The organism is Gemmata sp. (assembly GCF_051859125.1).
GTDB lineage: Bacteria > Planctomycetota > Planctomycetia > Gemmatales > Gemmataceae > Gemmata.
This window is the reverse complement of record NZ_JBHYGG010000287.1, coordinates 1-24,060: the sequence shown is the minus strand read 5'-3', so window position 1 is coordinate 24,060 and position 24,060 is coordinate 1. Positions and strand designations below refer to the sequence as shown.

23 protein-coding genes are annotated in these 24,060 nt (G+C 71.9%); 16 read left to right on the top strand and 7 right to left on the bottom strand.

Going from position 1 to position 24,060, the window contains the following annotated elements:
• Positions 1 to 51: 51 nt before the first annotated feature.
• The 3 genes from ACTIGN_RS29880 (at position 52) to tnpA (ending at position 3,549) form a co-directional block, all read left to right on the top strand.
• Positions 52 to 1,617 (top strand): rhomboid family intramembrane serine protease, encoded by a 1,566-nt coding sequence (locus ACTIGN_RS29880; RefSeq protein WP_439630817.1) that lies wholly within the window; start codon positions 52 to 54, stop codon positions 1,615 to 1,617.
• Positions 1,618 to 1,725: 108 nt separating this feature from the next.
• Positions 1,726 to 2,697, top strand: coding sequence for a GNAT family N-acetyltransferase (locus ACTIGN_RS29875; protein ID WP_439630815.1), 972 nt, complete (start codon positions 1,726 to 1,728; stop codon positions 2,695 to 2,697).
• A 399-nt stretch (positions 2,698 to 3,096) separates the two neighbouring features.
• Positions 3,097 to 3,549: an IS200/IS605 family transposase gene (gene tnpA / locus ACTIGN_RS29870; RefSeq protein ID WP_439630813.1), complete on the top strand. Its 453-nt coding sequence runs from the start codon at positions 3,097 to 3,099 to the stop codon at positions 3,547 to 3,549.
• Between the two features lie 229 nt (positions 3,550 to 3,778).
• Here the strand turns inward: tnpA and ACTIGN_RS29865 are convergent, their stop codons facing one another.
• On the bottom strand, positions 3,779 to 5,695 hold the full coding sequence (locus ACTIGN_RS29865; RefSeq protein ID WP_439630811.1) for a hypothetical protein: 1,917 nt from the start codon (positions 5,693 to 5,695) through the stop codon (positions 3,779 to 3,781).
• A 159-nt stretch (positions 5,696 to 5,854) separates the two neighbouring features.
• On the opposite strand from ACTIGN_RS29865, the gene ACTIGN_RS29860 reads away from it, so the two are divergent.
• The 6 genes from ACTIGN_RS29860 to ACTIGN_RS29835 all read left to right on the top strand — a co-directional run bounded on the left by ACTIGN_RS29860 (position 5,855) and on the right by ACTIGN_RS29835 (position 9,343).
• Positions 5,855 to 6,328, top strand: coding sequence for a UvrB/UvrC motif-containing protein (locus ACTIGN_RS29860; protein WP_439630809.1), 474 nt, complete (start codon positions 5,855 to 5,857; stop codon positions 6,326 to 6,328).
• A gap of 32 nt (positions 6,329 to 6,360) precedes the next feature.
• On the top strand, positions 6,361 to 6,891 hold the full coding sequence (locus ACTIGN_RS29855) for a hypothetical protein (RefSeq protein ID WP_439630807.1): 531 nt from the start codon (positions 6,361 to 6,363) through the stop codon (positions 6,889 to 6,891).
• Positions 6,892 to 6,895: 4 nt separating this feature from the next.
• A complete protein-coding gene (locus tag ACTIGN_RS29850) occupies positions 6,896 to 7,204 on the top strand; it encodes a hypothetical protein (protein ID WP_439630805.1) in 309 nt (102 codons plus the stop codon).
• Between the two features lie 71 nt (positions 7,205 to 7,275).
• The gene (locus ACTIGN_RS29845) at positions 7,276 to 7,776 is read left to right on the top strand and encodes a UvrB/UvrC motif-containing protein (protein ID WP_439630803.1); all 501 of its coding nucleotides are present in this window, start codon (positions 7,276 to 7,278) and stop codon (positions 7,774 to 7,776) included.
• Positions 7,777 to 7,901: 125 nt separating this feature from the next.
• The gene (locus ACTIGN_RS29840; RefSeq protein WP_439630801.1) at positions 7,902 to 8,969 is read left to right on the top strand and encodes a protein arginine kinase; all 1,068 of its coding nucleotides are present in this window, start codon (positions 7,902 to 7,904) and stop codon (positions 8,967 to 8,969) included.
• Positions 8,966 to 9,343, top strand: coding sequence for a VanZ family protein (locus ACTIGN_RS29835; protein ID WP_439630799.1), 378 nt, complete (start codon positions 8,966 to 8,968; stop codon positions 9,341 to 9,343). The genes ACTIGN_RS29840 and ACTIGN_RS29835 overlap by 4 nt, the downstream gene beginning before the upstream one ends.
• Before the next feature lie 25 nt (positions 9,344 to 9,368).
• Here the strand turns inward: ACTIGN_RS29835 and ACTIGN_RS29830 are convergent, their stop codons facing one another.
• Complete coding sequence (locus ACTIGN_RS29830; protein WP_439630797.1) at positions 9,369 to 11,837, bottom strand: DNA translocase FtsK; 2,469 nt, start codon at positions 11,835 to 11,837, stop codon at positions 9,369 to 9,371.
• Between the two features lie 155 nt (positions 11,838 to 11,992).
• Between ACTIGN_RS29830 and ACTIGN_RS29825 the strand changes: the two genes are divergently transcribed.
• The 3 genes from ACTIGN_RS29825 to ACTIGN_RS29815 all read left to right on the top strand — a co-directional run bounded on the left by ACTIGN_RS29825 (position 11,993) and on the right by ACTIGN_RS29815 (position 13,929).
• A complete protein-coding gene (locus ACTIGN_RS29825; protein ID WP_439630795.1) occupies positions 11,993 to 12,448 on the top strand; it encodes a tRNA (cytidine(34)-2'-O)-methyltransferase in 456 nt (151 codons plus the stop codon).
• Between the two features lie 189 nt (positions 12,449 to 12,637).
• On the top strand, positions 12,638 to 12,931 hold the full coding sequence (locus ACTIGN_RS29820; protein ID WP_439630793.1) for a hypothetical protein: 294 nt from the start codon (positions 12,638 to 12,640) through the stop codon (positions 12,929 to 12,931).
• A gap of 149 nt (positions 12,932 to 13,080) precedes the next feature.
• Positions 13,081 to 13,929, top strand: coding sequence for a TIGR03000 domain-containing protein (locus ACTIGN_RS29815; protein ID WP_439630791.1), 849 nt, complete (start codon positions 13,081 to 13,083; stop codon positions 13,927 to 13,929).
• A gap of 42 nt (positions 13,930 to 13,971) precedes the next feature.
• Here ACTIGN_RS29815 and ACTIGN_RS29810 read toward each other — a convergent pair whose 3' ends face one another.
• Positions 13,972 to 15,564: a cyanophycinase gene (locus ACTIGN_RS29810; protein ID WP_439630789.1), complete on the bottom strand. Its 1,593-nt coding sequence runs from the start codon at positions 15,562 to 15,564 to the stop codon at positions 13,972 to 13,974.
• Between the two features lie 289 nt (positions 15,565 to 15,853).
• Between ACTIGN_RS29810 and ACTIGN_RS29805 the strand changes: the two genes are divergently transcribed.
• Positions 15,854 to 17,173, top strand: a complete 1,320-nt coding sequence (locus tag ACTIGN_RS29805) for a glycosyltransferase family 87 protein (RefSeq protein ID WP_439630787.1) — start codon at positions 15,854 to 15,856, stop codon at positions 17,171 to 17,173.
• 265 nt (positions 17,174 to 17,438) lie between these two features.
• Here the strand turns inward: ACTIGN_RS29805 and ACTIGN_RS29800 are convergent, their stop codons facing one another.
• Both ACTIGN_RS29800 and ACTIGN_RS29795 read right to left on the bottom strand, forming a co-directional pair.
• Complete coding sequence (locus ACTIGN_RS29800) at positions 17,439 to 18,452, bottom strand: glycosyltransferase (protein WP_439630785.1); 1,014 nt, start codon at positions 18,450 to 18,452, stop codon at positions 17,439 to 17,441.
• A 233-nt stretch (positions 18,453 to 18,685) separates the two neighbouring features.
• Positions 18,686 to 19,135: a carboxypeptidase-like regulatory domain-containing protein gene (locus ACTIGN_RS29795; RefSeq protein WP_439630783.1), complete on the bottom strand. Its 450-nt coding sequence runs from the start codon at positions 19,133 to 19,135 to the stop codon at positions 18,686 to 18,688.
• Positions 19,136 to 19,557: 422 nt separating this feature from the next.
• On the opposite strand from ACTIGN_RS29795, the gene ACTIGN_RS29790 reads away from it, so the two are divergent.
• The 3 genes from ACTIGN_RS29790 to ACTIGN_RS29780 all read left to right on the top strand — a co-directional run bounded on the left by ACTIGN_RS29790 (position 19,558) and on the right by ACTIGN_RS29780 (position 22,499).
• The gene (locus ACTIGN_RS29790; protein WP_439630781.1) at positions 19,558 to 20,283 is read left to right on the top strand and encodes an OmpH family outer membrane protein; all 726 of its coding nucleotides are present in this window, start codon (positions 19,558 to 19,560) and stop codon (positions 20,281 to 20,283) included.
• 134 nt (positions 20,284 to 20,417) lie between these two features.
• Positions 20,418 to 21,323 (top strand): UDP-3-O-acyl-N-acetylglucosamine deacetylase, encoded by a 906-nt coding sequence (gene lpxC / locus ACTIGN_RS29785; RefSeq protein WP_439630779.1) that lies wholly within the window; start codon positions 20,418 to 20,420, stop codon positions 21,321 to 21,323.
• A gap of 75 nt (positions 21,324 to 21,398) precedes the next feature.
• Positions 21,399 to 22,499, top strand: coding sequence for a Gfo/Idh/MocA family oxidoreductase (locus tag ACTIGN_RS29780; protein ID WP_439630777.1), 1,101 nt, complete (start codon positions 21,399 to 21,401; stop codon positions 22,497 to 22,499).
• Between the two features lie 74 nt (positions 22,500 to 22,573).
• Here the strand turns inward: ACTIGN_RS29780 and ACTIGN_RS29775 are convergent, their stop codons facing one another.
• Complete coding sequence (locus ACTIGN_RS29775) at positions 22,574 to 23,218, bottom strand: metallophosphoesterase (protein ID WP_439630775.1); 645 nt, start codon at positions 23,216 to 23,218, stop codon at positions 22,574 to 22,576.
• Positions 23,219 to 23,312: 94 nt separating this feature from the next.
• Positions 23,313 to 23,882 (bottom strand): 3-keto-disaccharide hydrolase, encoded by a 570-nt coding sequence (locus ACTIGN_RS29770; protein WP_439630773.1) that lies wholly within the window; start codon positions 23,880 to 23,882, stop codon positions 23,313 to 23,315.
• Between the last annotated feature and the right edge of the window lie 178 nt (positions 23,883 to 24,060).

Below are 24,060 nucleotides of genomic sequence, written 5' to 3'. Positions count from 1 at the left end.
TCACAATGCGCGTCCTCGACTCGGTCCGGCCCCACCGTAATAATGCCTGCTATGGGCACGAGTGACGAGGGCGCTTCCACACCCGCCGCCGCGGGGCAGACCCCGGGCGGACCCGGCGGGCCCGCGCGCGCGGCCCCGACCCGCGACGACGTCCTGCGGTGGGTCGCGGCGGCCGGCGGCGAGCCGTGGTTCCCGTCCCGGCACGCGGCCGCGGCCGGCACCGACCGCGCCGCCCTCGACGAGCCGCTCGGGCAGCTCCTTCGCGCCGACCTCGTCCGGGTCGCGGCGTGGGTCCGCGGCGCGGGCCAGGGGTACGTCCCGACGCCCGCGGGGGCCGCGTACCTCGACGGCCCCGCGCCCGCGCCGGTGGACGCGCCCGCGGCCGCCGGGGAGCCGCCCGCGGGCGGGGCGGGGCCCGCGCCGGAGGAGCAGGCGGCCCGGCGCTTCGGGCTGAACCTCCGGACCCCGCTCGTCGTGCCGACCCTGCTCGTGGCGAACGTGTGCTGGTTCCTCGTCGGGGGGGCGGCCGCGGCCGCCAACGACCTCCCGCTCCGCCCGTACCTGTTCGACGGCCAGCCGCCGGCGCTGCTGCACCGCGTCGGGGCCGTCAACGGCGGGGACGTGCTCGCGGGCGAGTGGTGGCGGCTCCTCGGCGCGTGCTTCGTCCACTTCGGGCTGCTGCACCTCCTGGCGAACATGTTCGCGCTCGGGATGATGGGGCCGCTGGCCGAACTCCTGTGGGGCCGGTGGCGGCTGGTGGTCATCTACGCCGCGTCCGGGCTGGCCGGCAGTTGCCTGGCGGTCGGGCACCAGCCCGAGACGCTACTGGCGGGCGCGTCCGGGGCGATCTGGGGCGTGCTCGCGTCGCTGCTGGCGTGGCTCATGCTGTTCCGGTCCGAGCTGCCGCCCACCGTCGCGGCCGAGTGGGCGCGGCGGCTGTGGCTCGCGTTCCTGCTGAACACCGGGGTGAGCTTCCTCCCCGGGGTGAGCTGGGAGGCGCACCTGGGCGGCGGGGCCGCGGGGTTCGTGGCGTCGGGGCTGCTCAACGCGGTGCGGTTCGCGACCGGCCCGCGCCGGGCGCTGGCACTCGCGCTGCTGGTCGCGCTCCCGCTCGCGTGCTGCGGCGGGGTGGCGCTGGCGGCGCGACACGCCGGGGCGTGGGGGCCGGTCCGCGAGCGGCACGCGGGCCGCCCCCCGCGGACGCACCCGAAGCCGATCGCCACTGTGGAGGCGCTCAAGCGTGAGGTGGTCCCGCTGCTGGATCAACTCGCGCCGGAAGTGGGCCGCCCGGTCCAGGTCCGCGCCTGGGTGCAGTGCTTCCAGCCGAAGGCGGCCCGGAACCCGGCGGCCACCGGGGAGACCCGCGAGGCGCTGGCGGGGCTGAAGGCAACGGCCGACGAGGCGGTCGCGCTGCTCGCGGGACCGGCGGTCGGGTTCGAGCCGTTCGACGCGGTCCGCGGGCGGGCGAAGGAGTTCGCCGAGGCGCGGTCCCGCGAGTGCGGCCTGTACCTCGCGCTGCTCGACGCGCCGACGCCGCCGGACGCAGCCGCGACGGCCGCCGTGGGCGACGCCCGCCGCACCAGCGAGGCCGCGTGGGACCGCGTGCGCAAGAAGTGAGCCCGGCCGCTCCGGCGGCGTGAAACTTGCGGTTCGGGGCCCCGGTCAATAACATTGGCCTGATCCGATACCGTCGCCGACCTCCCCGGCGCGCTGTGAGAGCCGGCAGTGATTTCCTTCCGCCGCTTCCGTAACACCGACCCCCCGGCGCTGGCCGAAGTCTGGAACGAGTCACACCCGTCCCGCAGTGCGTACCCGATCCGCACCCCCGCCCTCCTCGACCGCTGGGTGTTCTCCAAGCCGTACTTCGACCCCGACGGGCTGATCGTCGCCACCGACGACGCCGACGGCGGCAAGATCCTCGGGTACGCGCTGGCCGGGTTCGGCCCCAACGAGGCGCTCTCGGCCCTCGACTACACCAACGGCGTCATCTGTTCCGTCGCGGTCCGCCCCGGCAGCAGGCGGCAGGCGATCGCCCGCGACCTGGTCCAGAAGATCGAGGGGTACCTGACGGCCCGGGGTGCCACGACCCTGCGGGCCGGCCCGCGGTGGCCCAACTGCCCGTTCGGGTTCGGCCTGTACGGCGGGACCAGTTGCCCGGGGTTCCTCGCGTCCGACCCGGGGGCCGACCCGTTCTTCAAGTCGCTCGGGTACGAGCCGGCCGACACCACCCTGGTGTTCCACAAGAAGCTCGAGGCGCCGATCGCGATCGCCGACGGCCGGTTCGGGATGCTGCGGAAGAAGTACGAGACGCAGGTGCTGCGGGCCGCCAGCGTGCCGACGTGGTGGCACGAGTGCGTGTGGGGCATGCTGGAGCCGGTCGAGTTCCGGATGGTGGACAAGCAGGCGAACAACGCCCCGGCGGCGCGGGCGGTGGTGTGGGAGCTGGAGGGCTACGGGTGGCGGTGGGGGTTCCCGTCGGCGGGCATCCTCGACATCCAGGTGCGCGCGGACCTCCGGCGGCAGGGGCTCGCGAAGCTGATGCTGGCCCAGGTGCTGCGGTTCCTGCAGGACCAGTTCTTCGGCATCTGCGAGGTCCACGCCCCGGCCGAGCGCCCCGAACTCGTGGGCCTGTGCAAGTCGGCCACCCTCGAACAGGTCGACGTCGGCACGACGTACCTCAAGCGCGTCCCGCGGTAGGCTGCCGCGCTACGGCACCCGCGATACCCGGCGGCCAGGGTTGGCACCCAGGAGACCCAGGGTTGGCATCCAGCGGCCCCAGGGTTGGCATCCAGCGGCCCCAGGGTTCGCACCCTGGGCTACGGACTGTCGTCCCTCCGGGACTCGGGTGGTTGGTCGGTCCGCGTAGCCCAAGGAGACCCAGGGTTTGCACCCTGGGCTACGGACTGTCGTCCCTCCGGGACTCAAAAACTCAAAACCCGCCCACCGCCCGAGCCCCCGGAGGGGGCGGCAGTCCGTAGCCCAGGGTGCAAACCCTGGGACCGCTGGGTGCGAACCCTGGGTCTCCTGGGTGAGATGGCGCAACCGCCAGGTTTTCCGGGTATCGTGGGGACGACCATTCCCACCCGGAGGTCGCCCGTGCCGCAGTCGTACACCTCCCTGTACTACCACCTCGTCTTCAGCACCCGCAACCGCGAGGCGACCATCTCCCCGGAGATCGGTCCGAGGCTGTACGACTACTTCGGGGGGCTGGTCCGGGCCGAGCGCGGCGTCCTGCTCGCGGTCGGCGGCGTGTCCGACCACGTCCACCTCCTCGTGCGGCTGTCGCAGACGCGGGCCATCGCGGACGTGATGCGGGTCATCAAGGCGAACGCATCGAAGTGGGTCCACGAGACGTTTCCGAACACGGCCGGCGTGTGGTGGCAGGGCGGGTACGGCGCGTTCACGGTGGGCAAGTCGGCGGTCGACGAGGTGGAGGCGTACATCGCGAACCAGGAAGCGCACCACCGCGGCGAGACGTTCCAGACCGAGTTCCGGGGATTGCTCGACGAACACGGCGTCGAGTACGACGAACGGTACTTGTGGGATTGAGCGCCCGGGTCCGGACCAAGCGGTCCCAGGGTTGGCACCCTGGGCTACGGACTGCCGCCCCCTCCGGGGGCTCAATGCCTTCAGTCCCGGAGGGACGACAGTCCGTAGCCCAGGGTGCCAACCCTGGGACCCTGGGCTACGCGGACCGACCAACCACCCGAGTCCCGGAGGGACGACAGCCAACCCTGGGTCCGCTGGGTGCAAACCCTGGGTCTTCTTCGGAGCCGCGCTACGGCGCGTCCCACGCGAGCGTGAGCCGCGGGGTCGGGCCGGGGACGCGGAGCCGGACCAGGCCGATCGGGTCGCGGCCCGTCGGGTCCTTGAGCTCCTTCACCTCGATGTAGCTCGGGAACGCCCGCAGCCCCTCGATCATGTGCAGGCTCACCTGCACCTCGCCCTCGGCGTTCGGCGTCACGTCGGTGAGCACCACCCGCCGCCCGTCGGCCGAGTGCCACGTCGCGGTGCCGGCCAGGACGTAGGCGTGCGGGCGGTCGATCGCGTACAGCACCACCGCCCGGCCGCCCTCGGCCAACTGCGCCACCGCCCGGGCCTTCGGGCAGCTCGCCCACCGCTCGATCACCGCGGGGCTCCGGGCCACGACCCAGCCGACGTTGTACCACCGGCAGAACGCCGCGAGGTCCGCGTCGGACCACTCGCCGAGCCCGCGGCCGGTGAGCTGGCGGTCGCGCATGCCGCAGTACGAGTGCTCCATTCCGGCGTCGGGGTCGAGCCCGCCGAGGTAGGACCGGTCCGTGACCACGGGCAGCAGCGCTGACCAGTTCCACGCCCCCCGCGGGTCGGCGGTCGTCTCGTCCCACAGGATGCGGGCGTCGCTCGTCGTGTGCCGCTTGATGGCCGCGATCAGGTCCCGCTGCTCGGGGGAGAACCCGACGATCAGCGGCTGCGTCGAGACGCCCAGTGCGGCCGCCAGGGGGCGGCGGCTCCCGTCGGCCCACGCGACCACGAGCAGCCCGGCGAGGGCCGCGCCCAGCGCGGGGCCGCCGAGCCGGCACCGGTCGAGGACGAGCCACAGGCCGAACGCCGCGGGGAGCACCAGGAACGCGCCGGCCAGCAGCACGAGCCGGTCGGAGATGCCGTGGGGCAGGCCCGGCCACGCGCCGCCCACCCGGGCCACGGCCACGGCCAGCGCCGCCGCCAGCAGCGCCAGGCCGGCCGCGGACCGGTGCCCGGCCCGCCACACGAGGGCCCCGCCGAGCACCCCGCCGGCGGCCAGCACCGGCCACCCGGGGAGGCACGCGAACAGCGGCGGGTAGTCGCGGGCGCAGCCCACCAGCACGCGCCAGTCGGGGACCGTCAGGTGGTCGCCGGGGATCGGCTGCCGGAGCCACCAGAACTTCGCCCAGTCCACCACCCACCACATGTTCGGGGTGACGCCGACGAACGTGACCCCGGCCAGCCCGAGGTGGAACCCGGGCCCGTGCCGCGGGGCGAACACGAGGTAGTACACGACCACGACCGGCATCAGGCCCATCCACACGAACGGGTTGCAGAACCACCCCGCCAGTGCGGCCAGCGCCAGCACGAGCCACGCCTCGACCCCGAGGCCCCGGGCGAACCGGGCCAGCCACGGGACGAACACCAGCGCCGCGAGCCCGGCCCCGAGCGAGTCGAGGTGCCCGGCCTCGATCACGTGCCGGCCGGCCCCCGACCACACCAGCAGCGTGCCGGCGACGCCCGCGAGCACGGCCGCCCCCGGCGGGAGCCCGGCCCCGCGCCCGGCCAGCACGAACGCGAGCGGGACCGCGAGGACGACGGCGAACAGGCCCATCTTGTACGCGGCCGGGTCGTACCCGCCCCCGGCGAGGACCAGGAACAGTTCGGCCGGGCGGCTGCCGGGGTCGAACACCGGGGTCTTGGGGAACCCGGCCTGGAACCGCGGGTCGTAGCACGTCGTGGTGCCGCGCGCGTAGAATGCGGCGGCCCCCAGCGCCCCGTGGTACAGGTGCAGCGGGTGCCGGCCCGAGAGGACCGGGCGGTCGTCGGTGACCGCGGCCCACCCGCGGTTGGCGCTGAACAGGGTCAGCGCGAACCCGACCTGCACCAGCACCAGCGCGCCGACCGCGGCCAGCCACGCGGGGCGGGCGGTGAACCCGGCATCGGTCTCGGGGGGCGGCGGAGCGGTCACGGCGCGGTCCCTCGCGCAACAGGGCGACGCGGGAGCGTACCCCGGGGCGCGGGCCGGGGGCAAGGGGAGTTCCGCGGGGCCGCGCGCCACTGACAACGCCGGCCGCTGCTGGTAGAATGCACACACCCGCGGGAACGCGCCGCGGCGAGGGGCCGGTCCATGAAGTGTCAACGCTGTCCGAAGCAGGCCACACTGCACATCACCGAGGTGCTCGGGGACGAGCGGTTCGAGGAAGTCCACCTGTGCGAGGACTGCGCCAAGAAGTACCTGTACGAGCCGCAGATCGGCGCGAAGCCGGCGAAGCCGGGCGTGGCCCCCGTCGACGCGGCCGAGGAGCCCGGCGGCGCGCGGTGCCCGACGTGCGGGATCACGTTCGTCGAGTTCCGCAACCACGGGCGGTTCGGGTGCGCCCACGACTACGACGCGTTCAAGCCGGACCTGCTCCCGCTCATGGACAGCGTCCACGGGGACACCCGGCACGCCGGGAAGATCCCCCGCCGCGCCCCCCGCACCGCCACCACCCAGGCCGAACTCGGCCAGCTCCGGCAGCGGCTCCAGGTGCTGGTGGAGGAGGAGAAGTACGAGGAGGCGGCCCGCGTCCGCGACCGGATCAAGGACCTCGAACTGGGCTGAGACCGACCCGAACACCCCGTGAGGTGGGACCCATGACGACCGACTGCGTCCGACTCATCCGCCGGCTCCACCGGGCGGCGAACGCCGTCGAAGTGCGGGCGATCGGTGGCGGCGTGGGGAGCGACAACGACGCCGCGTTCGAGCAACAACTGGCGGACCTGCACCTCCTCGTTGTGGCCGACTTGCGGACCGACCACTCCGCTCCGAAGCGCGTGGTTCTCGACCTCCGGCAGTTGGCCGGGCTGTCCGACCGCATGGTCGGCGGCCTCGTTCGCCTCGACCGGTTCCTTCGCGCGGCCCGAACCGAACTCGTGGTGGTGGCGGGCCAGGGGACCGGCTTCGACGCGATCCGCACCCGTCCGCTCGACCGGGTTCTGAGCGTCGCCGCCGACCCTGCGGCGCTCCTCCGCGACTACGGGATCGAGTTGTCGCTCCGCGCCTCGTCGCTCCCGGAAGAGGAAACCGTGACCTTCACGGCCGAGGAGTTGCGGGAGATGGAGTCGGCGGGGGTGACGCTGGGCGACGCGATCCGGATGCTTGAAGAGGACGAGCCGCGAGGGTGATCCCATGTCCGCGACGGGACCGGAGCGGTTCAAGGTGTTCATCCCCGGGAAGTGGATGGACGAGTTGAGGGCACTGAAGGCCGAAGCGCGGCGCGACGGGTGGGCCCCGGAACTCCTCGCCGCCGTGAAGGAACTCGGCTACCGGCTCACCGTCGAGCCGGACGAGTGGGGCGAGAGCCGCGAGTACCTTCCGGTTCTCCAACTGGAGGTGCGGTTCGGGGTCGCGGGGGTCGTCACCGTGTGGTACGCCGTCGATGTGGTGGCCCGGTCGGTGTACGTCAAACGCATCGGGGCGCGCAACAGGCCCGGATAGCCCGTGGTAACGGAGTACCGCCGGCGCGCGGGGCGAGCCCCGGTCGCCGGCCTCAAAGTGGCAGACGTTCCATGAAGTGCATGTTCTGCGACAGCGTGGCCACGGTGCACCTGACGGACATCGTGAACAAGAAGAAGCGCGAGGCGCACCTGTGCGAGACGTGCGCCCGCGAGCGGGACCTGCTCCCGCAGCAGGCCGGGCAGCCGATCGACCTGAAGGCGCTGGTGAACCTGATGATGGCCCCGGACCCGGCCCCGACCGCACCGGCCGCACCCGTCGCGCCGCTCAACTGCCCGAGGTGCGGCATGACCTACGCCGCGTTCAAGGGCGAGGGCCGGTTCGGGTGCGCCCACGACTACGACGCCTTCGCCGCCATCCTCGGCCCGCTGCTGGAGCGCGTCCACCGGGGCACGACGCACGCCGGCAAGGCCCCGGCCGCCGCCCGCGAGGCCGTCCGGACCGCCCGCCTCGAAGCGCTCCGCGGCGAGATGGCCGCCGCCGCCCGCACCGAGGACTACGAGGAAGCCGCCCGGCTCCGCGACCTGATCCGCCAGATGGAAGCCGCACAGTAGTTTCGGGTTCCGAGTTTCAGGTTTCGAGGTGGGCGCGGCGCCGCGGTCGGCCGGACACCCGGACCCGCTGCCGAACTCGAACCGGGAAACGCGACACTCGAAACGCTGCCAAGGAAACCGCCAGGATGAACCTCGACACCCTGCTCCCCAACCTCGGCGAGTGGCTCCGCGGGACCGGTCCCGAGTCGGACGTGGTCGTCTCCACCCGCATCCGCCTGGCCCGCAACCTCGCCGACTACCCGTTCACGGGCCGCGCCTCCGCGGCCCAGAAGGGGGAGATCGTCACCCGGGTCAAGGAGGCCGTCGGCCGGGTCGAGCTCCCGTTCAAGCTCGACTACCACGACGTGCCGGGCATGACCGTGCTCGACCGCCAGTTCCTCGTCGAGCGGCAGCTCATCAGCCGCGAACTCGCCGCCGTCCTCGAGGGCCCGCGGGGGGTCGCGTTCGACGCCAAGGAGTCGGCCAGCGTCATGGTCAACGAGGAGGACCACCTGCGGCTGCAGGTGCTCCGCAGCGGGTTCGCCCTCGACGACGCCTGGGCCGACATCGACAAGCTCGACGACGCGCTGGAGGCCCGGCTCCCGTACGCGTTCCACGCCCAGTTCGGGTACCTGACCGCGTGCCCCACGAACGTCGGCACCGGCCTGCGCGGCAGCGTCATGCTCCACCTCCCGGCGCTCGGCATCACGAAGCAGATCGACAAGGTGTTCCGGGCGCTCCAGAAGATCAACCTCGCGGTCCGCGGCGGGCACGGCGAGGGGAGCCGGGCCTTCGGCGACCTGTACCAGATCTCCAACCAGGTCACGCTCGGCAAGTCGGAGCAGAAGATCCTCGGCGAGATCAAGGAGGTGATCCTCACCATCCTCCAGTACGAGCGGCAGGCCCGCGCCGTGCTGATGAAGGAGCGGCGGCAGGCCGAGCAGGACCGCGTCGCCCGCGCCCTGGGCACCCTCGGCAGCGCGACGATGATCACCGCCGAGGAGACGATGGAGCTGCTCTCGGTCGTGCGGCTCGGCATCAACCTGCGGCTCATCGACGACGTGCCCGCGACCGCGGTGAACCAGCTCTTCATCCAGACGCAGGCGGCGCACCTCCAGAAGCTCGTCGGCCACTCGCTCGACGGCGAGGAGCGCAACGCGGCGCGTGCGAAGTACCTGAAGACCCGCCTCCGCGAACTCGGATCGCACCGGTGACCCGGACCGCCCTGCCCACCGCGGTGTTCCTGACCTTCCTCGGCCTGTGGACGTGGAAGCTCCTCGAACCGAGCCCCGTCCCGGAGGCGGTCGGCGGGGTCATCCCCACGGACCTGAAGTACCTCGCCTCGAAGTGCGCCCACGTCGGCGGCTACACCTTCCTCACACTCCTCGCCGCGTGGCTCCCGCTCCGCCGCCGGGGGTTCTGGGGCGTCGTCGGCGTGCTCGCGCTGCACGGCGTCGCGAGCGAGGTGCTCCAGTACGCGCTCGGCTGGGGCCGCACCGGAAAGGCGACCGACGTGCTCATCGACTGGGGCGGCATCGCGCTGGGGCTGCTGGCGCTGCGGGTCCGGCGATCCAAAGCCCACGACTAGCAATCCGGGGGCTCGCGGCTCCCACTCACCCCGCGGCCTTCTTGCGGCTCTCCCACTCGTCGGGGGCGATCAGCACCTGCCGGGCGTTGCTCCCGTTGAACCCGCCGACGATCCCGTCCTCGGCCATGTAGTCCACGAACCGCGACGCCTTGCCGTACCCGATGCCGAGCGCGCGTTGCAGCAGCGACGTGCTCCCGCGCTGCTCGCGGATCACGATCTCGACGGCCTGCTCGTACAGCGGGTCGCGCTCGCGGAGCTTCTCGCCCACCTCCCCGCTCCCCTCGGTCGCGCCCGCCTCCTTCTGCTCGCGGGTCTTCAGGTTCAGCAGCTCGCTGTCGTAGTTCGGCGTCTCGGTCGCGATCGCCGCGACCACGCTCTCGATCTCGTCGTCCTCGACCAGCGCGCCCTGTGCTCGGGTCGTCACGCCGGTTTGCAGGAACAGCATGTCGCCCTTGCCCAGCAGCCGCTCGGCCCCCTTCTCGTCGAGCACGACGGCGCTGTCGGACCGGTTCGTCACGCGGAAGCACATGCGGGCCGGCAGGTTCGACTTGATGAGCCCGGTGATGACGTCCACGGTCGGCTTCTGCGTCGCGAGGATCAGGTGGATGCCCGCGGCCCGCGCCTTCTGCGCCAGCAGGATGATGTTCCCCTCGATCTCCTTCTTCATCTTCATCATCAGGTCGCCGACCTCGTCGATGACGATGACGATGTACGGCATCTTCCGCGGGATGTTCTTGAGGTCGTCGACGCTGTCCGGGTTCATCCGGCGGGTGATCTCCTCGTAGGGGAGTTCGTTGTACGCGGCGATGTTCCGCACCCGCGCCCGGTGCAGGAACTCGTACCGCTCCTCCATCTTGTCCACCGCCCACGCCAGGATCGCGTCGGCCTTTTTCTCGTCCTTCACGACCGGCGTCATCAGGTGCGGGATCTGCGCGAACTGCGTCAGCTCGACCTTCTTTGGGTCGATCAGAATGAGCCGGCACTCCTCCGGGCCGCGGGTGAGGAGCAGGCTGATGATGATCGTGTTGAGGCACACCGACTTGCCGGTGCCGGTGCTGCCGGCGATGAGCAGGTGCGGCATCGTGGCGAGGTCGTAGGCGAGCGGCCGGCCCTCGACGTCCTTGCCGACGAACAGCGGCAGCTTGAACTTGCTGACCTTCGGCGTGTTCGCGGTCGCGGCGACCAGTTCCTTGAGCCGCACCGCCTGGCGGATCTCGTTCGGCACCTCGATGCCGACGGTGTTGCGGCCCGGCAGCGGCGCGACCACGCGGACGCTCGGCACCCGCAGGTTCAGCGCGAGGTCGTCGGCGAGGTTCGTGACCTTGTTCAGCCGCAGACCGGTTTCGAGCGACACCTCGTACTGCGTGATGACCGGGCCGGTGTGGATGCCGACCACCTTGATCTTGATGCCGAAGTCGAGGCACGTCTTTTCGAGCAGCGCCGCCATCTCGCGGAGCTTGATCTCGTGGTCCTCGACCGGGAACGGCTCGGGGTCTTTGAGGAGCGTCAGCGGCGGGGCCTGGTACGGCGGCGGGGCCGGTTCCTCGGGCGCCGCGGCCAGCGACACGACCGCGGGCGTCACGCGGACCATCGGGATGATCGTCGGCTCGGCGTGAACGTGGATCGGGATGTCTTCGACCCTCGCCGGCTCCGCGGGTTGCTCGGGCGCAGGCGCGGCCCCGGGCTCACCGCTCGGAACCGTGGTGATCGGCGGCAGCGCGTCGCCGGTCGGTGCGACCGCGGCCTTCGGTGCCGGCTTCGCCTTCGTCTTCGCGACGGGTGCGGGTGCAAGAGCCGCGGTCGGAGCCGGAGGCTCCGCCGGGGCCGGCACCTCGGCGACAACGGGAGCGCGAACTGGGGGAACGGGGATTGCGGCCTTGACGGCCTTCGCGGCGACTTCCAGCCCCGCGATCACCTTCTCGCTGCCGTCGGCGACGCGGTCGTTGCTCCACACCGCGGCCCGCCAGACGCCGCGCAGTGCGGCCCACACGACCCGCAGCACGCCGGTCACGAAGTAGTCGGCCGCGAGGAGCAGGCCGAGCAGGACCGCCGCGCCGAACGCGACCCGGGCCGCCATCGGCGCGTGCGCGTCGTCGAGCTGGAACCGCAGGTAGGCCCCGACGGAGCCCCCCTTCCCCGCCGCCGCGACCTGCGACAACCCGCTGTGGAACCAGTCGGCCGCGACCGCGGCGCAGGTTGTGAGCACGGCCCAGCCGGTGAGCCGCACGAGCAACCGCAGCGGCGACCGGCTCACGACGAGCAGGCCCGTGACAACGAACCACGACGCGAGGAACACGGCCGCGCCCCACCCGAGCGCATCGACCAGCACCGCGGCCGCGCCATCGCCGGCGCCGCCGAAGACGTTGGCCGTACCCGAGAGCGGCCGGTAGCTCGCGACGGCGGCGGCCAGCGCGCCCCCGGCGGCGAACAGCGTCAGCACCACCGCGTCGAAGCGGAACCGCGGCGCGATCGGATCCTCGGTCTTCGCCGACATGCGGAGTTCCCCCAAGCACGGACAGCCCCACACGTGATTCTCCCTCGCCGGACGCGGGAACTGAACCGGTGTTCGCCGGTGTCGAGGTCGGTTTCGCGGGGGCGGGCGCGTCAGCGCCGGTACAATGCGCCCGACCGTCACGGCCGGGGGTGCCGATGCTGCACGTCGCGTTGTTCGAGCCCGAGATCCCGCCCAACACGGGCAACGTGGCCCGGCTGTGCGCCGCCACCGGCGCGCGGCTCCACCTCATCGGCCGCCTCGGGTTCCGGCTCGACGACCGCTCGCTGAAGCGCGCCGGCCTCGACTACTGGGACGCGGTCGACGTCGTGCGGCACGTCACCTTTGCGGAGTTCGAGGCGGCGCTCGGCGGCGGCCGCGTGTGGTGCGTCGAGACGCCGTCGGTGGTGCCGTACACGCGGGCGGCGTTCGCCGACAACGACTGTCTGCTGTTCGGCTCGGAGTCGAAGGGGCTGCCGGCCGGCGTCCGCGAGAAGTACGCCGAGCGGCTGATCGGGATCCCGATGCCGACCGGGGCGGTGCGGAGCCTCAACCTCGCGACGAGCGTGGGCGTCGTGCTGTACGAGGCGCTGCGCCAGTTGCACGACTGGTAAAGGCGGCACAGTTTCACGCGCGCCGCGCGCCGTTCGGGCGGGGCGGCCCGTCCCGCGGCGGCCGGCGTGCCGACAGACAGTGGGTCACTCGCTCCGCGAGTGACACCAGCAGCGATCGACAGCGGCCGGTGCGCCCTCGACGCGGTTGGTGCGACCCGCGGAGCGGGTCGCCTCCTTTCAGAGACGCCCATGCCGCAAGCCGTCGTCGCGTGCGCCGCGCTCGAAGACCTGACCGCGTTCGTCCGCAAGGTGCTGTGCGAGCGGGATTCGCTCGACCCCGAGCAGACGCCGCTGTTCCGCACCCCGCTCCGCCGGGGCGGCCGCACGTGCGGCACCGTGTTCCACGTCGAGGGGCCGCGGCTCCTCCGCACCAGCGCCGTGTGGTCGGCCGACGAGGACCGGGTCGTGTTCTACGACTCGACCGGGCTCCGGTTCCACGAGGTCGACCTGAGCGAGAGCCCGGTCGCGGCCGCCGGCCCCTGACGCCACGCTCGTCCCACCGTTCCCTCTCTGTCACCTCCGGGATTCGGGACCGCGGTTGCCACCGGCCCCTTGCATAACTACTTCCTTTCGTAGACACTTGTGTCTCGCCAACACCCTGTCCCTCCCCCCGTTCCTTTCGAGGAGTTACGATGGTCGCGGTTCGCACCGCCCGCACGCTCGGCCTGGCACTGGCCCTGTGCTTCTTCTCCGGCGCGTTCGCCGGCGTCGGCACGGCGCAGGAGAAGAAGGCCGAAAAGGCCAAGTCGAAGCTCAAGATCTCCGTGCCGCAGGACGACGCCGAACTGCAGATCGAGGGGAAGGCCACCAAGCCGACCGGCACCGTCCGCGAGTTCGAGACCCCCGACCTCGAGGTCAACAAGGCCTACGAGTACACGTTCAGCGTGACGTGGCGGCCGAACAACTACACGACCCTGACCCGCACCAAGTCGGTCGAGTTCAAGGGCGGGACGGCCGACATCAACGTGGACCTGACCAAGGCCGACCCGAAGGCCCCGGACAAGGCCGTGATCCGCTGGGTGCCGACCCCGGACGACGTCGTCGAGGAGATGCTCAAGCTCGGCAGCGTGAAAGAGGGCGACGTGGTGTACGAGCCGGGCCCGGGCGACGCCCGGATGCTCATCGCCGCCGTGAAGAAGGGCGCGAAGAAGGGCGTCGGCATCGAGATCGACGCGAAAAAGGCCGCCGAGGCGACCGAGAACGTCAAGAAGGCCAAGCTCGACGAGAAGATCAAGATCATCGAGGGCGACGCACTGAAGCAGGGCGACTACAGCGAGGCGACGGTCGTGCTACTGTACATGGGCAACGAGTTCAACGCCCTGCTGCGGCCGATCCTCGAGAAGCAGCTCAAGCCGGGCACGCGGATCGTGTCGCACCGGTTCACGATGGGCGACTGGGCGCCCGACAAGACGGTCCCCGTGAAGGGGGCCGACGGCGACGAGTACATGCTCCACCTGTGGACGGTCAAGGAAAAGAAGTGAGTCGGCCCGGGCCCACCCGTCGCGACGGGTGGGCCCGGTGCCTTACTTCTCCAGCCTCTCGCGCATGTTCAAGTCGTACTTGTCCCCGTGCTTCAGCTCCTCGTAGTCGCGGTCGCCGCTCGGCTTCTTCCGCGGGTCGTACACCGCCACCTTGCTCTTGCCGACCACCTCGGCCACGCTCCCCGTCACGATGATCGCGGTCGCCTCGTCGATCCCGATGCCCAGGTACTGCGGGTACTTCTTCATCAGCCCCGTCATATCGGCGAACCGCTTCCGCGCGAAGAAGTGCTGGTCGACGGCGCACCCGGGGAGGAACCCGAACCCCTTCTCGTACCCCTCGGCGGCCATCACCGTGTTGCCGAGCGGGTGCCCGCGGGGCATGTACTCGCTCTGGATGCTCGCGCCGGCCGAGCTGCCGCCGATCGCGCCGCCCCTACCAAGTACCTCGTGAATGCGAGTCTCGGTGAGCGTGCCGCCGAACGCGTCCACGAACCGCCACTGCCGGCCGCCGCCGAACCACACCCCGCCGGCCTTGGTGAGCGCCTCGGAGAACTTCGGGTCGTCGGCCTCCTTCGGGTCGCGGGTGTGCAGCACCTTCACGTTCTTCGCGCCGAACCGCTTCAGTGTAGAAACCTCGCCGATGGTCTCGGGGAGCGGGTCTTCGAGAGCGGTCGGCAGCACGACGATGAGCGCGTCCGGCCCGCCGCTCGCCGTGATGAACCGCTCCCACATCTCGGCCGTCGACCCGCCCCCGCCGATGATGACGAGCGTGCCCGTGGGCACGACCGGCTCGGCCGGCTTGGCGGGCGGGAACGGCGACTTCGCGGCCCGGTTCGCGGCCGCCCGGCGCAGTTGCACGAGGTCCATGAGTGCCCCGGCCTTGTGCGCCTCGAACACCGCCGGCCGGTCGCCGCCCTTCGCGACCGCGACGCGCACCGCCCCGTCGTCCCCGATCACGCGAGCGACGCGGCCGCGGATCAGCAGCGCCGCGCCCCCCTCCACCGCGACGCCGACGTACCCGGGGTTCCCCGCGACCGCCGCCTTCAGCCGCGTGCCGCCGTCGAGGATGAAGCCGCTCAACAGCCCGAACCCCGCCGCGGTCCTCGGCCCGTCGCCGTCGATGTGCCGGTCGGTCAGCGCCATCGCGCCGCCGAGCGAGCCGCCGATCACGCCGCCGCGGGCGTGGAGCTTCTTCAGCTCCTTCTCGACGGCCGTACCGCGGTACGCCTCCAGGAAGCGTTCGGGGTCGCCGTTCGCGAGCCACACCGCCGTAGCGTCGGCGAGCGGCTTCACGAACTCCGCCGAGTCGGCCTCCTTGCGGTCGCGGGTGTGCAGCACCGTGACCGACTTCGGCTTCAGGTCGCGCAGCGCCTGCGTGAAGGCCCGCGCGGCCTGGTTATCGGCGTTCTTGGCGGCCGTCGGGATGACGACGATCTTCGCCTTCTCCGTGCCCGCAAGTTCGAGGAACGCCTGCTTCGCGTCGTCGGGAACGTCCCCCTCGCCGACGATGACGAGCGGCCCCGGGAGGTCGGCCGGGTCGATGGGCGGCGCGTCGGCGGCCGACGCGCCCGCCGCGAGGAGCGCCACGGCGAGAACGCTGAGCCGCGACGCGGACCGGAGCGGGACGCTGAGCATGGGAATGAGCCTGTGCAGAAAGTCGGGCGGACCGACCGATGCTACCACACCCGGCGCGGCCGGCAAAACGCAGTGTCGATCTCCGCTGCGGGAGGGTAGGTCACTCGCTCCGCGAGTGAAACCGGCCGCGAGGTCGATGCGCCGGGGCGCGACTCGCGGAGCGAGTCGCCTACCTTCTCCAGACCCGGGGACACAACAGCCGCCGCGCCCGGCAAAACGCAAGCGGCCTTGACGGCACGCGCCGCGGGGTGGTACGCACGCGGGTCCGCTTGCCCCGACGAGAGGTGTCATGGACGCGACCCGCACGACCGACAGTCGCCCCGCGATCTGGGCGTGCCGCCTGATGATCGCCGGGTTCCTCGGCCTCGTCGCGGTGCAGTACTTCACCCGCAAGACCGCGGACTGGGAGGTCGTGTACCTCTCGGCGGCGCAGCACCTGCGGGCGCACGGCGACGTGTTCGACGGCGCGAACGGCTACACGTACCCGCCGTTCGGGGCGCTGTTCGCGGTGCCGTTCACGCTCGTGCCGCCGCTCGTTGGCACCGTCGCGTTCGCGGTGTTGAACGTGCTCTGCGCCGTGGTCGTGTTCGTCGGCGCGTGGCGGCTCAGCGGCGGCCGCGGGCTCCCGGGGCGGACCGGCACCGGGGCGGTCGATGTCGCCGCGTTCTGGTTCGGCGCGCTGCTCGTCGTCGGGTTCGTGCTCGACACCGCCGCGAACCGCCAGTCGGACCTCGTCATCGCCGCGATCGTGGTGGCCGGCGGGTTGTTGCTCGCTCGCGGTCGGTCGATACCTGCTGGCCTCGCCTTCGGCCTCGCGGCCGCGTTCAAGTGTACCCCGCTGCTGTTCGCCCCGTACCTCGTGTGGAAGCGGCGGTTCGTCGCGGCGGGGGCGGTCGTGGTCGCGGCGGTCGGGCTGAACCTGCTCCCCGATGTCGTGTACCCGCCGGCCGACGGCAAGCCGCGGCTCGCGCTGTGGAAGGACCGGTTCCTGACGCCGATGTCGGACGCGAACCGCGACCCCGGGCAGTGGGCCAGCGCCGTCGGGTTCAACCACTCGCTCGCCGGCATCAACCTCCGGCTCCTCGCCTACGAGCGCACCGGCGACCCCGCAGCGCCGGTCGCGCCGAAGACCGAGCGGCCGACGGCGCGGGAACTGAAGCTCATCAACCTCGGGTGCGTCGCGCTGATGGGCGTCGTCGCGCTCGCCGCGTTCTGGCGGAAGTCGGGCGTGGTCGAGCCCGGCCCGGTCCTCGCCGCGGAACTCGCGGTGGTGTGCGCGCTGATGCTCATGCTCTCGCCGATGTCGAGCAAGCCGCACTTCACGCCGCTGCTCCTCGCGCAACTCGTCATCGTGCGGGTCGGGTTCGCCCACCGGGACCGCGTGCTGATCGGCCTTGCGGCGCTCGTCGCGGCGGGCGGCCTGTGTACCGGGAAGGACATCGTCGGGAAGACGGTGTACGAGTTCCTGATGTGGAACGGGCTGCTGTTCGGGCTGACGCTCGCGCTGTTCCTGGGCTGCTGCCGGGCGCGCTACCGATGTGCCGGCCTGGCTCCGGCCGCGGTGCCCGCACCTGTCACAACGGTCGCCGAGGTGCGTCACGCTGCCTGAACAGCAGTTGGGACGAAGACCCCCTCACCCGCCGCTCGAAGACTCGCGGCGACCTCTCCCCCGCAAAGCCGGGGGCGAGGTGGTGTGATCGGCCTTCTCGATGAGTTGACACATTCGCGGCGCTGGCGAAAGGCGCAGGTGCCCCACCTCGCCCCCGGTCTCGGGGGAGAGGTCGGCGAGGCTTTGCGAGCCGGGTGAGGGGGTGCCGCGCTCAGAGATCATCGGGCGCGGCCGTCCATACTGACGCGACGCTGCCCTCCGGCGGTCACGCCCGCCAGAACCGCACCAACTCGTGCCGCATGAACGCCCACACGCCGCGGACCGTGGCCCAGCTGCGGTTCGCGTCCCGGTGCTGACCGGTGACCCACCGCGCCGCGGCCTCGACCGCCTTCTCGACGATCTGGATCGGGGCGTTCAGCGTGACGGCCAATTTGTACCAGAACAGCGAACACCGGCCGACGCCGGACTTGCGGAAGTACTGGACGTAACCGGTGACGACGCTCGGCGCGACGTACCCGATGTTCTCGCGGCTCGAAGCGCGGCCGTGGTGAACGACCTCCACGTCGCCCGCGTACACCACCGCCCGCCGCCGGCTCACCTGCGTCGAGAGGTCGATGTCCTCGACCCCGAACCGGTACCGCTCGTCCCAGCGGCCGGCCTCCTCGAACACCTCGCGGGACACGAACACGGCCGAGCCCATCAGCACCTCGACCGGGCGGACGCCCGCGTCGGGCTGGAACGAGCCGCGGCGGTAGTCGGCGTGGGCCTTGCGGTACAGCCCGGTCCACCGGACCACCGAGAGCTTGTGCAGGAGTGCGGGGAGCGTGGGCCGGCGGCGGTACGAGATCTGGACGTCGCCGCTCGCCTCGCGGAGCCGCGGACCGAACATCCCCGCGGCCGGGTTGGCGCGCGCGTGGTCGAGCAGCTTGCGGACCGCGTGCGGCGGCACCTCGGTGTCGTTGTTCAGGAAGAACAGGTAGCGGCCGCTCGCGCGGGCGGCCGCCTGGTTGCTCGCCGCCGCGAACCCGCGGTTCGTGGCGTTCCGCACGAGCAGGGCCCGGGGGAACTCGCGGGCGACCATGTCGGCGGCCCCGTCGGTCGAGGCGTTGTCCACGACGACGACTTCGAGCGCGACGCCCTGCGGCTGTTCGAGGAGCGAGTGCAGGCACTTCCGCAACAGGCCGACGCAGTTCCAGCTCGCGATGCACACCGACACGTCCGGCGCGCGGGCGGTGCCCGGCTCGGGAGCGGCGGCGATCGGGAGTGCGGCCGGGGTCATGGCGGCGTCCTGCGGCCCGGCGCAATGCGCCCGGGTGCGGTGTCGTAACACGCCCGCCGCCGCGGTGTCAATTCCGGCTGGAGGGGGAGAGGGGCTGGTGCGCAGTTGGCGAACCCTGAGCGCAAGCGAGGGGGTGCGTGATTTGAGGCGAGCCGGGAGCGTCAGCGACCGGAGTTCTTGGTGAGCACGCACCTCCGGTCGCTGACGCTCCCGGCTCGCCGGGCACCTGGGCTCTATCGAGCGGCGACGTCCACCTGCGGCACCTCGACGGCGAACTCGAAGACGTTCTCCCGGTCCGGCTTCACCTCGCGGAGCAGGCCCGAGAGGTCCGGGCGCGAGAGCTTCGCCGGGAAGATTCCCCCGGGGGGCGGCGACGTCGGCTCGGCGGCGATGGCGACGCGGTACCAGCCCGGCGCGACCACGGGGAGGTCGGCCTGCCGCAGTTCGTAGCGGCCGTCGGGGCCGACCCGGGCGCGGGCCGACTTCCCGGACCCGCCCCGCTCCGGGTCGGGGCTGAACACCACGAGCGCCCCGGGGAGCGGCTTCCCCTGGAACGTGACGGCCCCGCGGACGGTGGTCGGGGCGCGCGGGGCCTTGCGGTTGCACCCGCCGGGCAGCGCCACGGCCAGCGCGCCGGCGCACAGGGCGAGGAGCGGGACGCACAGCCGCGGGGCGGGAATCATCGGGCACCGTGGGACGAACCTCTGAGGCCGCACTCCCCCATATCGGCCGATCGGGATTTCGTTCCGCACCCCGCGTCCCGCTTTCCGCGCTGCCCGGCTCCGCGGGGTCAGAGAAAGGGCGAAGGAAATCGGGCACGCACGCGGGCACGGACCTGACTCGAAGCGCAAGTGGCCCCCTGGCTTTCTCGTCCGCGCCCGTGCCTGTACCCGGTTCTCCGCGTTTCCCTACCCCGACCGTTCCGCGTTGCCCGGCTTCGCATTCCGATTGACCCGGGGGTGAGCATTGGGTAGAAGCACCCCCCACGGCACCGAGGGGAACGGAAGGCCGGCGCTGTCGCCGGGCGTTCGACGTCCGGTGACGCGAGGCGGGTCGGGGACCGGAACCCCCGGGCCGCATCGTACCGATCACGAGGAGGCACGCAGTGAAGCGTTCAAGCGCGTACCTGGCGGGGGTGTTGGGGTTCGGGGGAATGCTCCTCCTGGCCAACGGGTCGCAGGCCCAGGCCCCGGCCGCGGCACCGCCCGCCGCGGGCCAGCCGGCCCCGGCCGCGGGGGCCCGACCGACCGTCGCCGTGTTCAACATGGCCGCGGTGATGCGGGACTACGGCAAGGCCAAGTACCAGGTGGCCATGCTGAACAAGAAGCGGAACGAGCTGTCGAAAGACATGATGGCGTGGCGGGCCGAGTACATCAAGCTCCAGCAGGAGACGCAGAACCCGGCGACGGTCGCGGCGGTCCGCGAGGAGAAGGCCAAGCGGATGGTGGACCTGGCCCGGCAGATCGAGGACAAGGACAAGGAGGTGAGCAAGTCGCTCAACGAGGACGCGACCAAGATCATCTCGCAGCTCTACGACGACATCAAGACGGTGGTGGACAAGACCGCCGAGATGAACGGGTACACGCTGGTGTTCGCGTACCCGGACGCGGTGACCAAGGAGGAGCAGGACAGCGCGATGGTGAAGGAGCTGAAGCTCAAGCCGCCCGCCGCCTCGCCGTTCTACGTCGCCAAGCACGTGGACCTGACCGGGGTCATCATCCAGACGCTCAACGCCTGGTACCCGTCGCCGGCGGTCCCGGCCGACGCGGCCGGCCCCGCGCCGGGCGCCCCGCAGCCGGCCCCGATGGGCCAGCCGCAGCCGAAGCAGTGACGGGGTAAACTCGGGCGGGCCCGCGGGACGATAACAGTCCCGCCGGCCCGCCCCGTTCCGCGTGACCCGCGGGCGGCCGGCTGACATCAGGGACGTGGACGAACACCGGCAGGATGCCGGAAAAGGCTGACCCCGTGAGAGTCACCGGACACCGCGCGCAGCGGACACTGGCGGGCACCGTGAAGGTCGAGGGCGTCGGGATCGTGACCGGCTCCCCGGTCCGGGTCCGGCTCCGCCCGGCCCCCGCCGACACCGGCGTCGTGTTCCGCCGCACCGACCGGCCGGGCGCGCCGCTCGTTCCCGCCCACGCCGCGTTCGTCACCGACACCCGCCGCCGCACCACCCTCGGCCCCGCGGCCGGCGGCGTCACCCTGGTCGAGCACCTCCTCGCCGCCCTCAGCGGCCTGCGCATCGACAACTGCGAGATCGACATCGACGGCCCCGAGCCCCCCGGGCTGGACGGCTCCGCCGCCGGGTACGTGGCCGCCGTCGTGGGGTGCGGGGCGGTCGAGCAGCCGGCCCGCCGCGCCATCTGGTCCGCCACCGCCCCGGTCGTCATCAGCGCCGGCGGCGCGACCATCGGCCTGCACCCGTCGCCCGAGCCGGGCCTGCGGGTCAGCTACCTGCTCGACTACGGCAACTTCGGCCCGATCCACCGCCAGGTGTTCACCCTCGACGTGCGGCCCGACGAGTTCGCCCGCGAGGTCGCCCCGTGCCGCACGTTCGTCACCGAGGCCGAGGCCCAGGCGCTCCGCGACCAGGGGATCGGCCGGCACCTGACCCCGGCCGACCTGCTCGTGTTCGGCCCGAACGGCCCGATCGGGAACCGGGTGCGGTTCGCCGACGAGCCGGCCCGGCACAAGGTGCTCGACATCCTCGGGGACCTCGCCCTGTGCGGCGCGGACCTGGCCGGGCACGTCGTGGCGTACCGGTCCGGGCACGCGCTGAACGTGCAACTGTCCCTGCGGCTCGCGGCCCTGGCGGCCGCCAGTCGGAGGGCCACCGGTCCGGCCCCGGCGCCCGCCGCCGCGGCGGCCTGACCGCGAACGAACCACCCCCGGCTCGAAGACGTTCGACGAGACGGTGACGCGACCACCCGACGACTTGAGGCTCACATGACGCGCTTGCGGATGGCTGTGATCGGGGTCGGGCACCTGGGCCAGCACCACGCCCGCATCCTCGCCGGGCTCCCGGACGTCGAACTGGTCGGCGTCGCCGATGCCAACCCGGAGCAGGCCCGCGCCATCGCCGCCAAGCTCGGCACCACGCCCTACGACGACATCGCCCCGCTCGTCGGCCGCGTCGACGCGGTCAGCGTGGTGACCCCGACCGTCCACCACCACGCGGTCGCCAGCACGTTCCTGAAGGCCGGCGTGCCGGTCCTCGTCGAGAAGCCGGTGTGCCGCACCGTGGCCGAGGCCGACGACCTGATCGCCCTGGCCGCGAAGGCCAACGTGCCGTTCCAGGTCGGCCACATCGAGCGGTTCAACCCGGCGTTCGAGGAGCTGTCCCGCCGGCCCATCCGGCCGAAGTTCATCGAGGCCGAGCGGCACGGGCCGTTCACCGGCCGGTCCGTGGACATCGGCGCGGTCCTCGACCTGATGATCCACGACCTCGACCTGCTCCTGTCGCTCGTCGGCTCCCCGGTGCGGAACGTGTCGGCCGTCGGCGCGGCCGTGTTCGGCGGGCACGAGGACATGGTGAACGCCCGGCTCGAGTTCGAGAACGGGTGCGTCGCCCACGTCACCGCGAGCCGCATCACCCGGCACCCGAAGCGCCGCCTGCGGGTGTGGGCCCCGGAGGGGTACGCGGGCATCGACTTCGTCACCCGCAAGCTCACCCTGGTGCAGCAGAGCGAAGAGGTCCGCGAGCACGGGCTCGACGTGACGCACCTCGACGCCGCGGCCAAGGCCCGGCTCAAGGACGAGGTGTTCGGCCGCTACCTCCAGGTGCTGAACCTGGACGGCGACCGCAAGGGGGACCAGCTCACGTCCGAACTGAAGCACTTCATCAACTGCGTGCGGACCGGGAACTGCCCGCGGGTCAACGGCGAGGACGGCCGCAACGCGCTGGAACTGGCCGAGCGGGTGCTGACCGCCCTGCGGAACCACCAGTGGAACGGGAGCCAGACCGGGCCGCTCGGCCCGAACGGGCTCCCCGCGCCGGCCGGGTTCCTGTTCACCCCGATGAAGCTCGCCCCGAACAAGGCCGCGTGAATCGTCAGTTTGGTGGCACAGGCCTCCGGCCTGTGGATGCGCTCACAGGCCGGAGGCCTGTGCCACCATTTCCATCACAGCGGGAGCGAGCCGTCGTCGGTGCCGGCGACGAACGCCGCCTTGTGCCGCTCGAACGCCGCGACCCGCGGGGCCATGTACGCCTTCAACTCCGCGAAGCTCCACGGCCGGTACTCGCACGCGTCGACGCCGACGTCCTTGGTGAGCGCGGCCGGCTTCGCCGCGTCCTCGCGCTGCAACCGCCCGTGGACGTGCCCGTAGAAGTGCCAGCTCCCGTGGAACGCCTTGTCCCAGCTCCGCATCGGGTAGTGGTTCAGCCAGATCTCCTGCCCCTCGACGGTCACCATCCCCTGGTCGATGCAGTCGTTGAACGCCGGCGCGATGTCGCCGCGGTCGTGGTTCCCCCACACGAGGTTCACGGTGCGGCACTTGATGCGGTCGCGGTACCGCCGCGCGTCGGCGAGCCCGCCCCAGCAGAAGTCGCCGAGCACCCACAGGACGTCGTCGGGGGCCACGAGTTGGTTGATGGAGTCGAGAAGTGCGGAGTCGTGCCGGCGGACCGTCTCGTCGGAGATGCGGAGCTTGCTGCGGGGGTCGGCCCGCGTCGCGGCGAACTCCGCGGGCGACAGGAAAGGCCGCTGACAGTACTTGATGATGTTGCCGTGCCCGAAGTGGGTGTCGGCGGTGAACCAGACTTGCATGGCATTTCAGTGGGGAGTGGGCGGTTGACAGTTGGTAGTTCGAAGAAGACACCGCAGGCGAGCGGCGGGTTCACTCTCCACTCTCCACTCTCCACTACTTCGCTTCCGACGTGATACGCACGTTCTTCACCGCGATCGCGCCGCCCTCGGCGCGGAGGGTGAACGGCCCCTTGTCGGCCTTGGTCTTCTGGGTCGCGGCCTTCTCGCCGTTGACGATGAAGTCGGCCGAGCCCGATTTCACGACGATCTCGAGCTTGCTCCACTCGCCGGCCTTCACCCCCTTGAGCGCGTCCTTGATGCCGACCTTGATGTCGAACTTGGTGCCCAGGAACAGCAGGTCGTTGTTGCACCCGTCGGCGGGCTTGAAGTCGAACCTCACGGTGAAGTCGCCGCTCACCGGGGCGACGGTCTCGATGTACCGGTCGCCCTTCACCTTCGGGTCGATGACGAGTTCGCCCTCGGCGACCTTGAACCGGCCGGCGAACGCCTCGGTCTTGCCGTCGAGCGGTTCGGCCTTGCCGTCCTTGCCGGCGGCCTTGGTCTGCCAGCCGCTAAGGGTCTTGCCGTCGAACAGGAGCTTGTAGCCGGGTTCGAGCTTGAACTCGTCGGCGGCCACGACGGCGGTGGCGGTGAGCAGGAAAACGACGCAGGGCAGCGTGCGCATGGGAGGGGCCTTGTAGGGGTGAGACTCGCGCGCATCCGCGGCGAGACCCACAGCCTACCGCCCCCGCGGCCGGCACGCAACGAGGTGGGTCTCGCGGTCACTTGCTGAAGGCGGGCGGGGGACGTGGTACCACGTCCGATCGAACCGGAACGGTGGTGGACGGGTCCGAGCCCGAGCG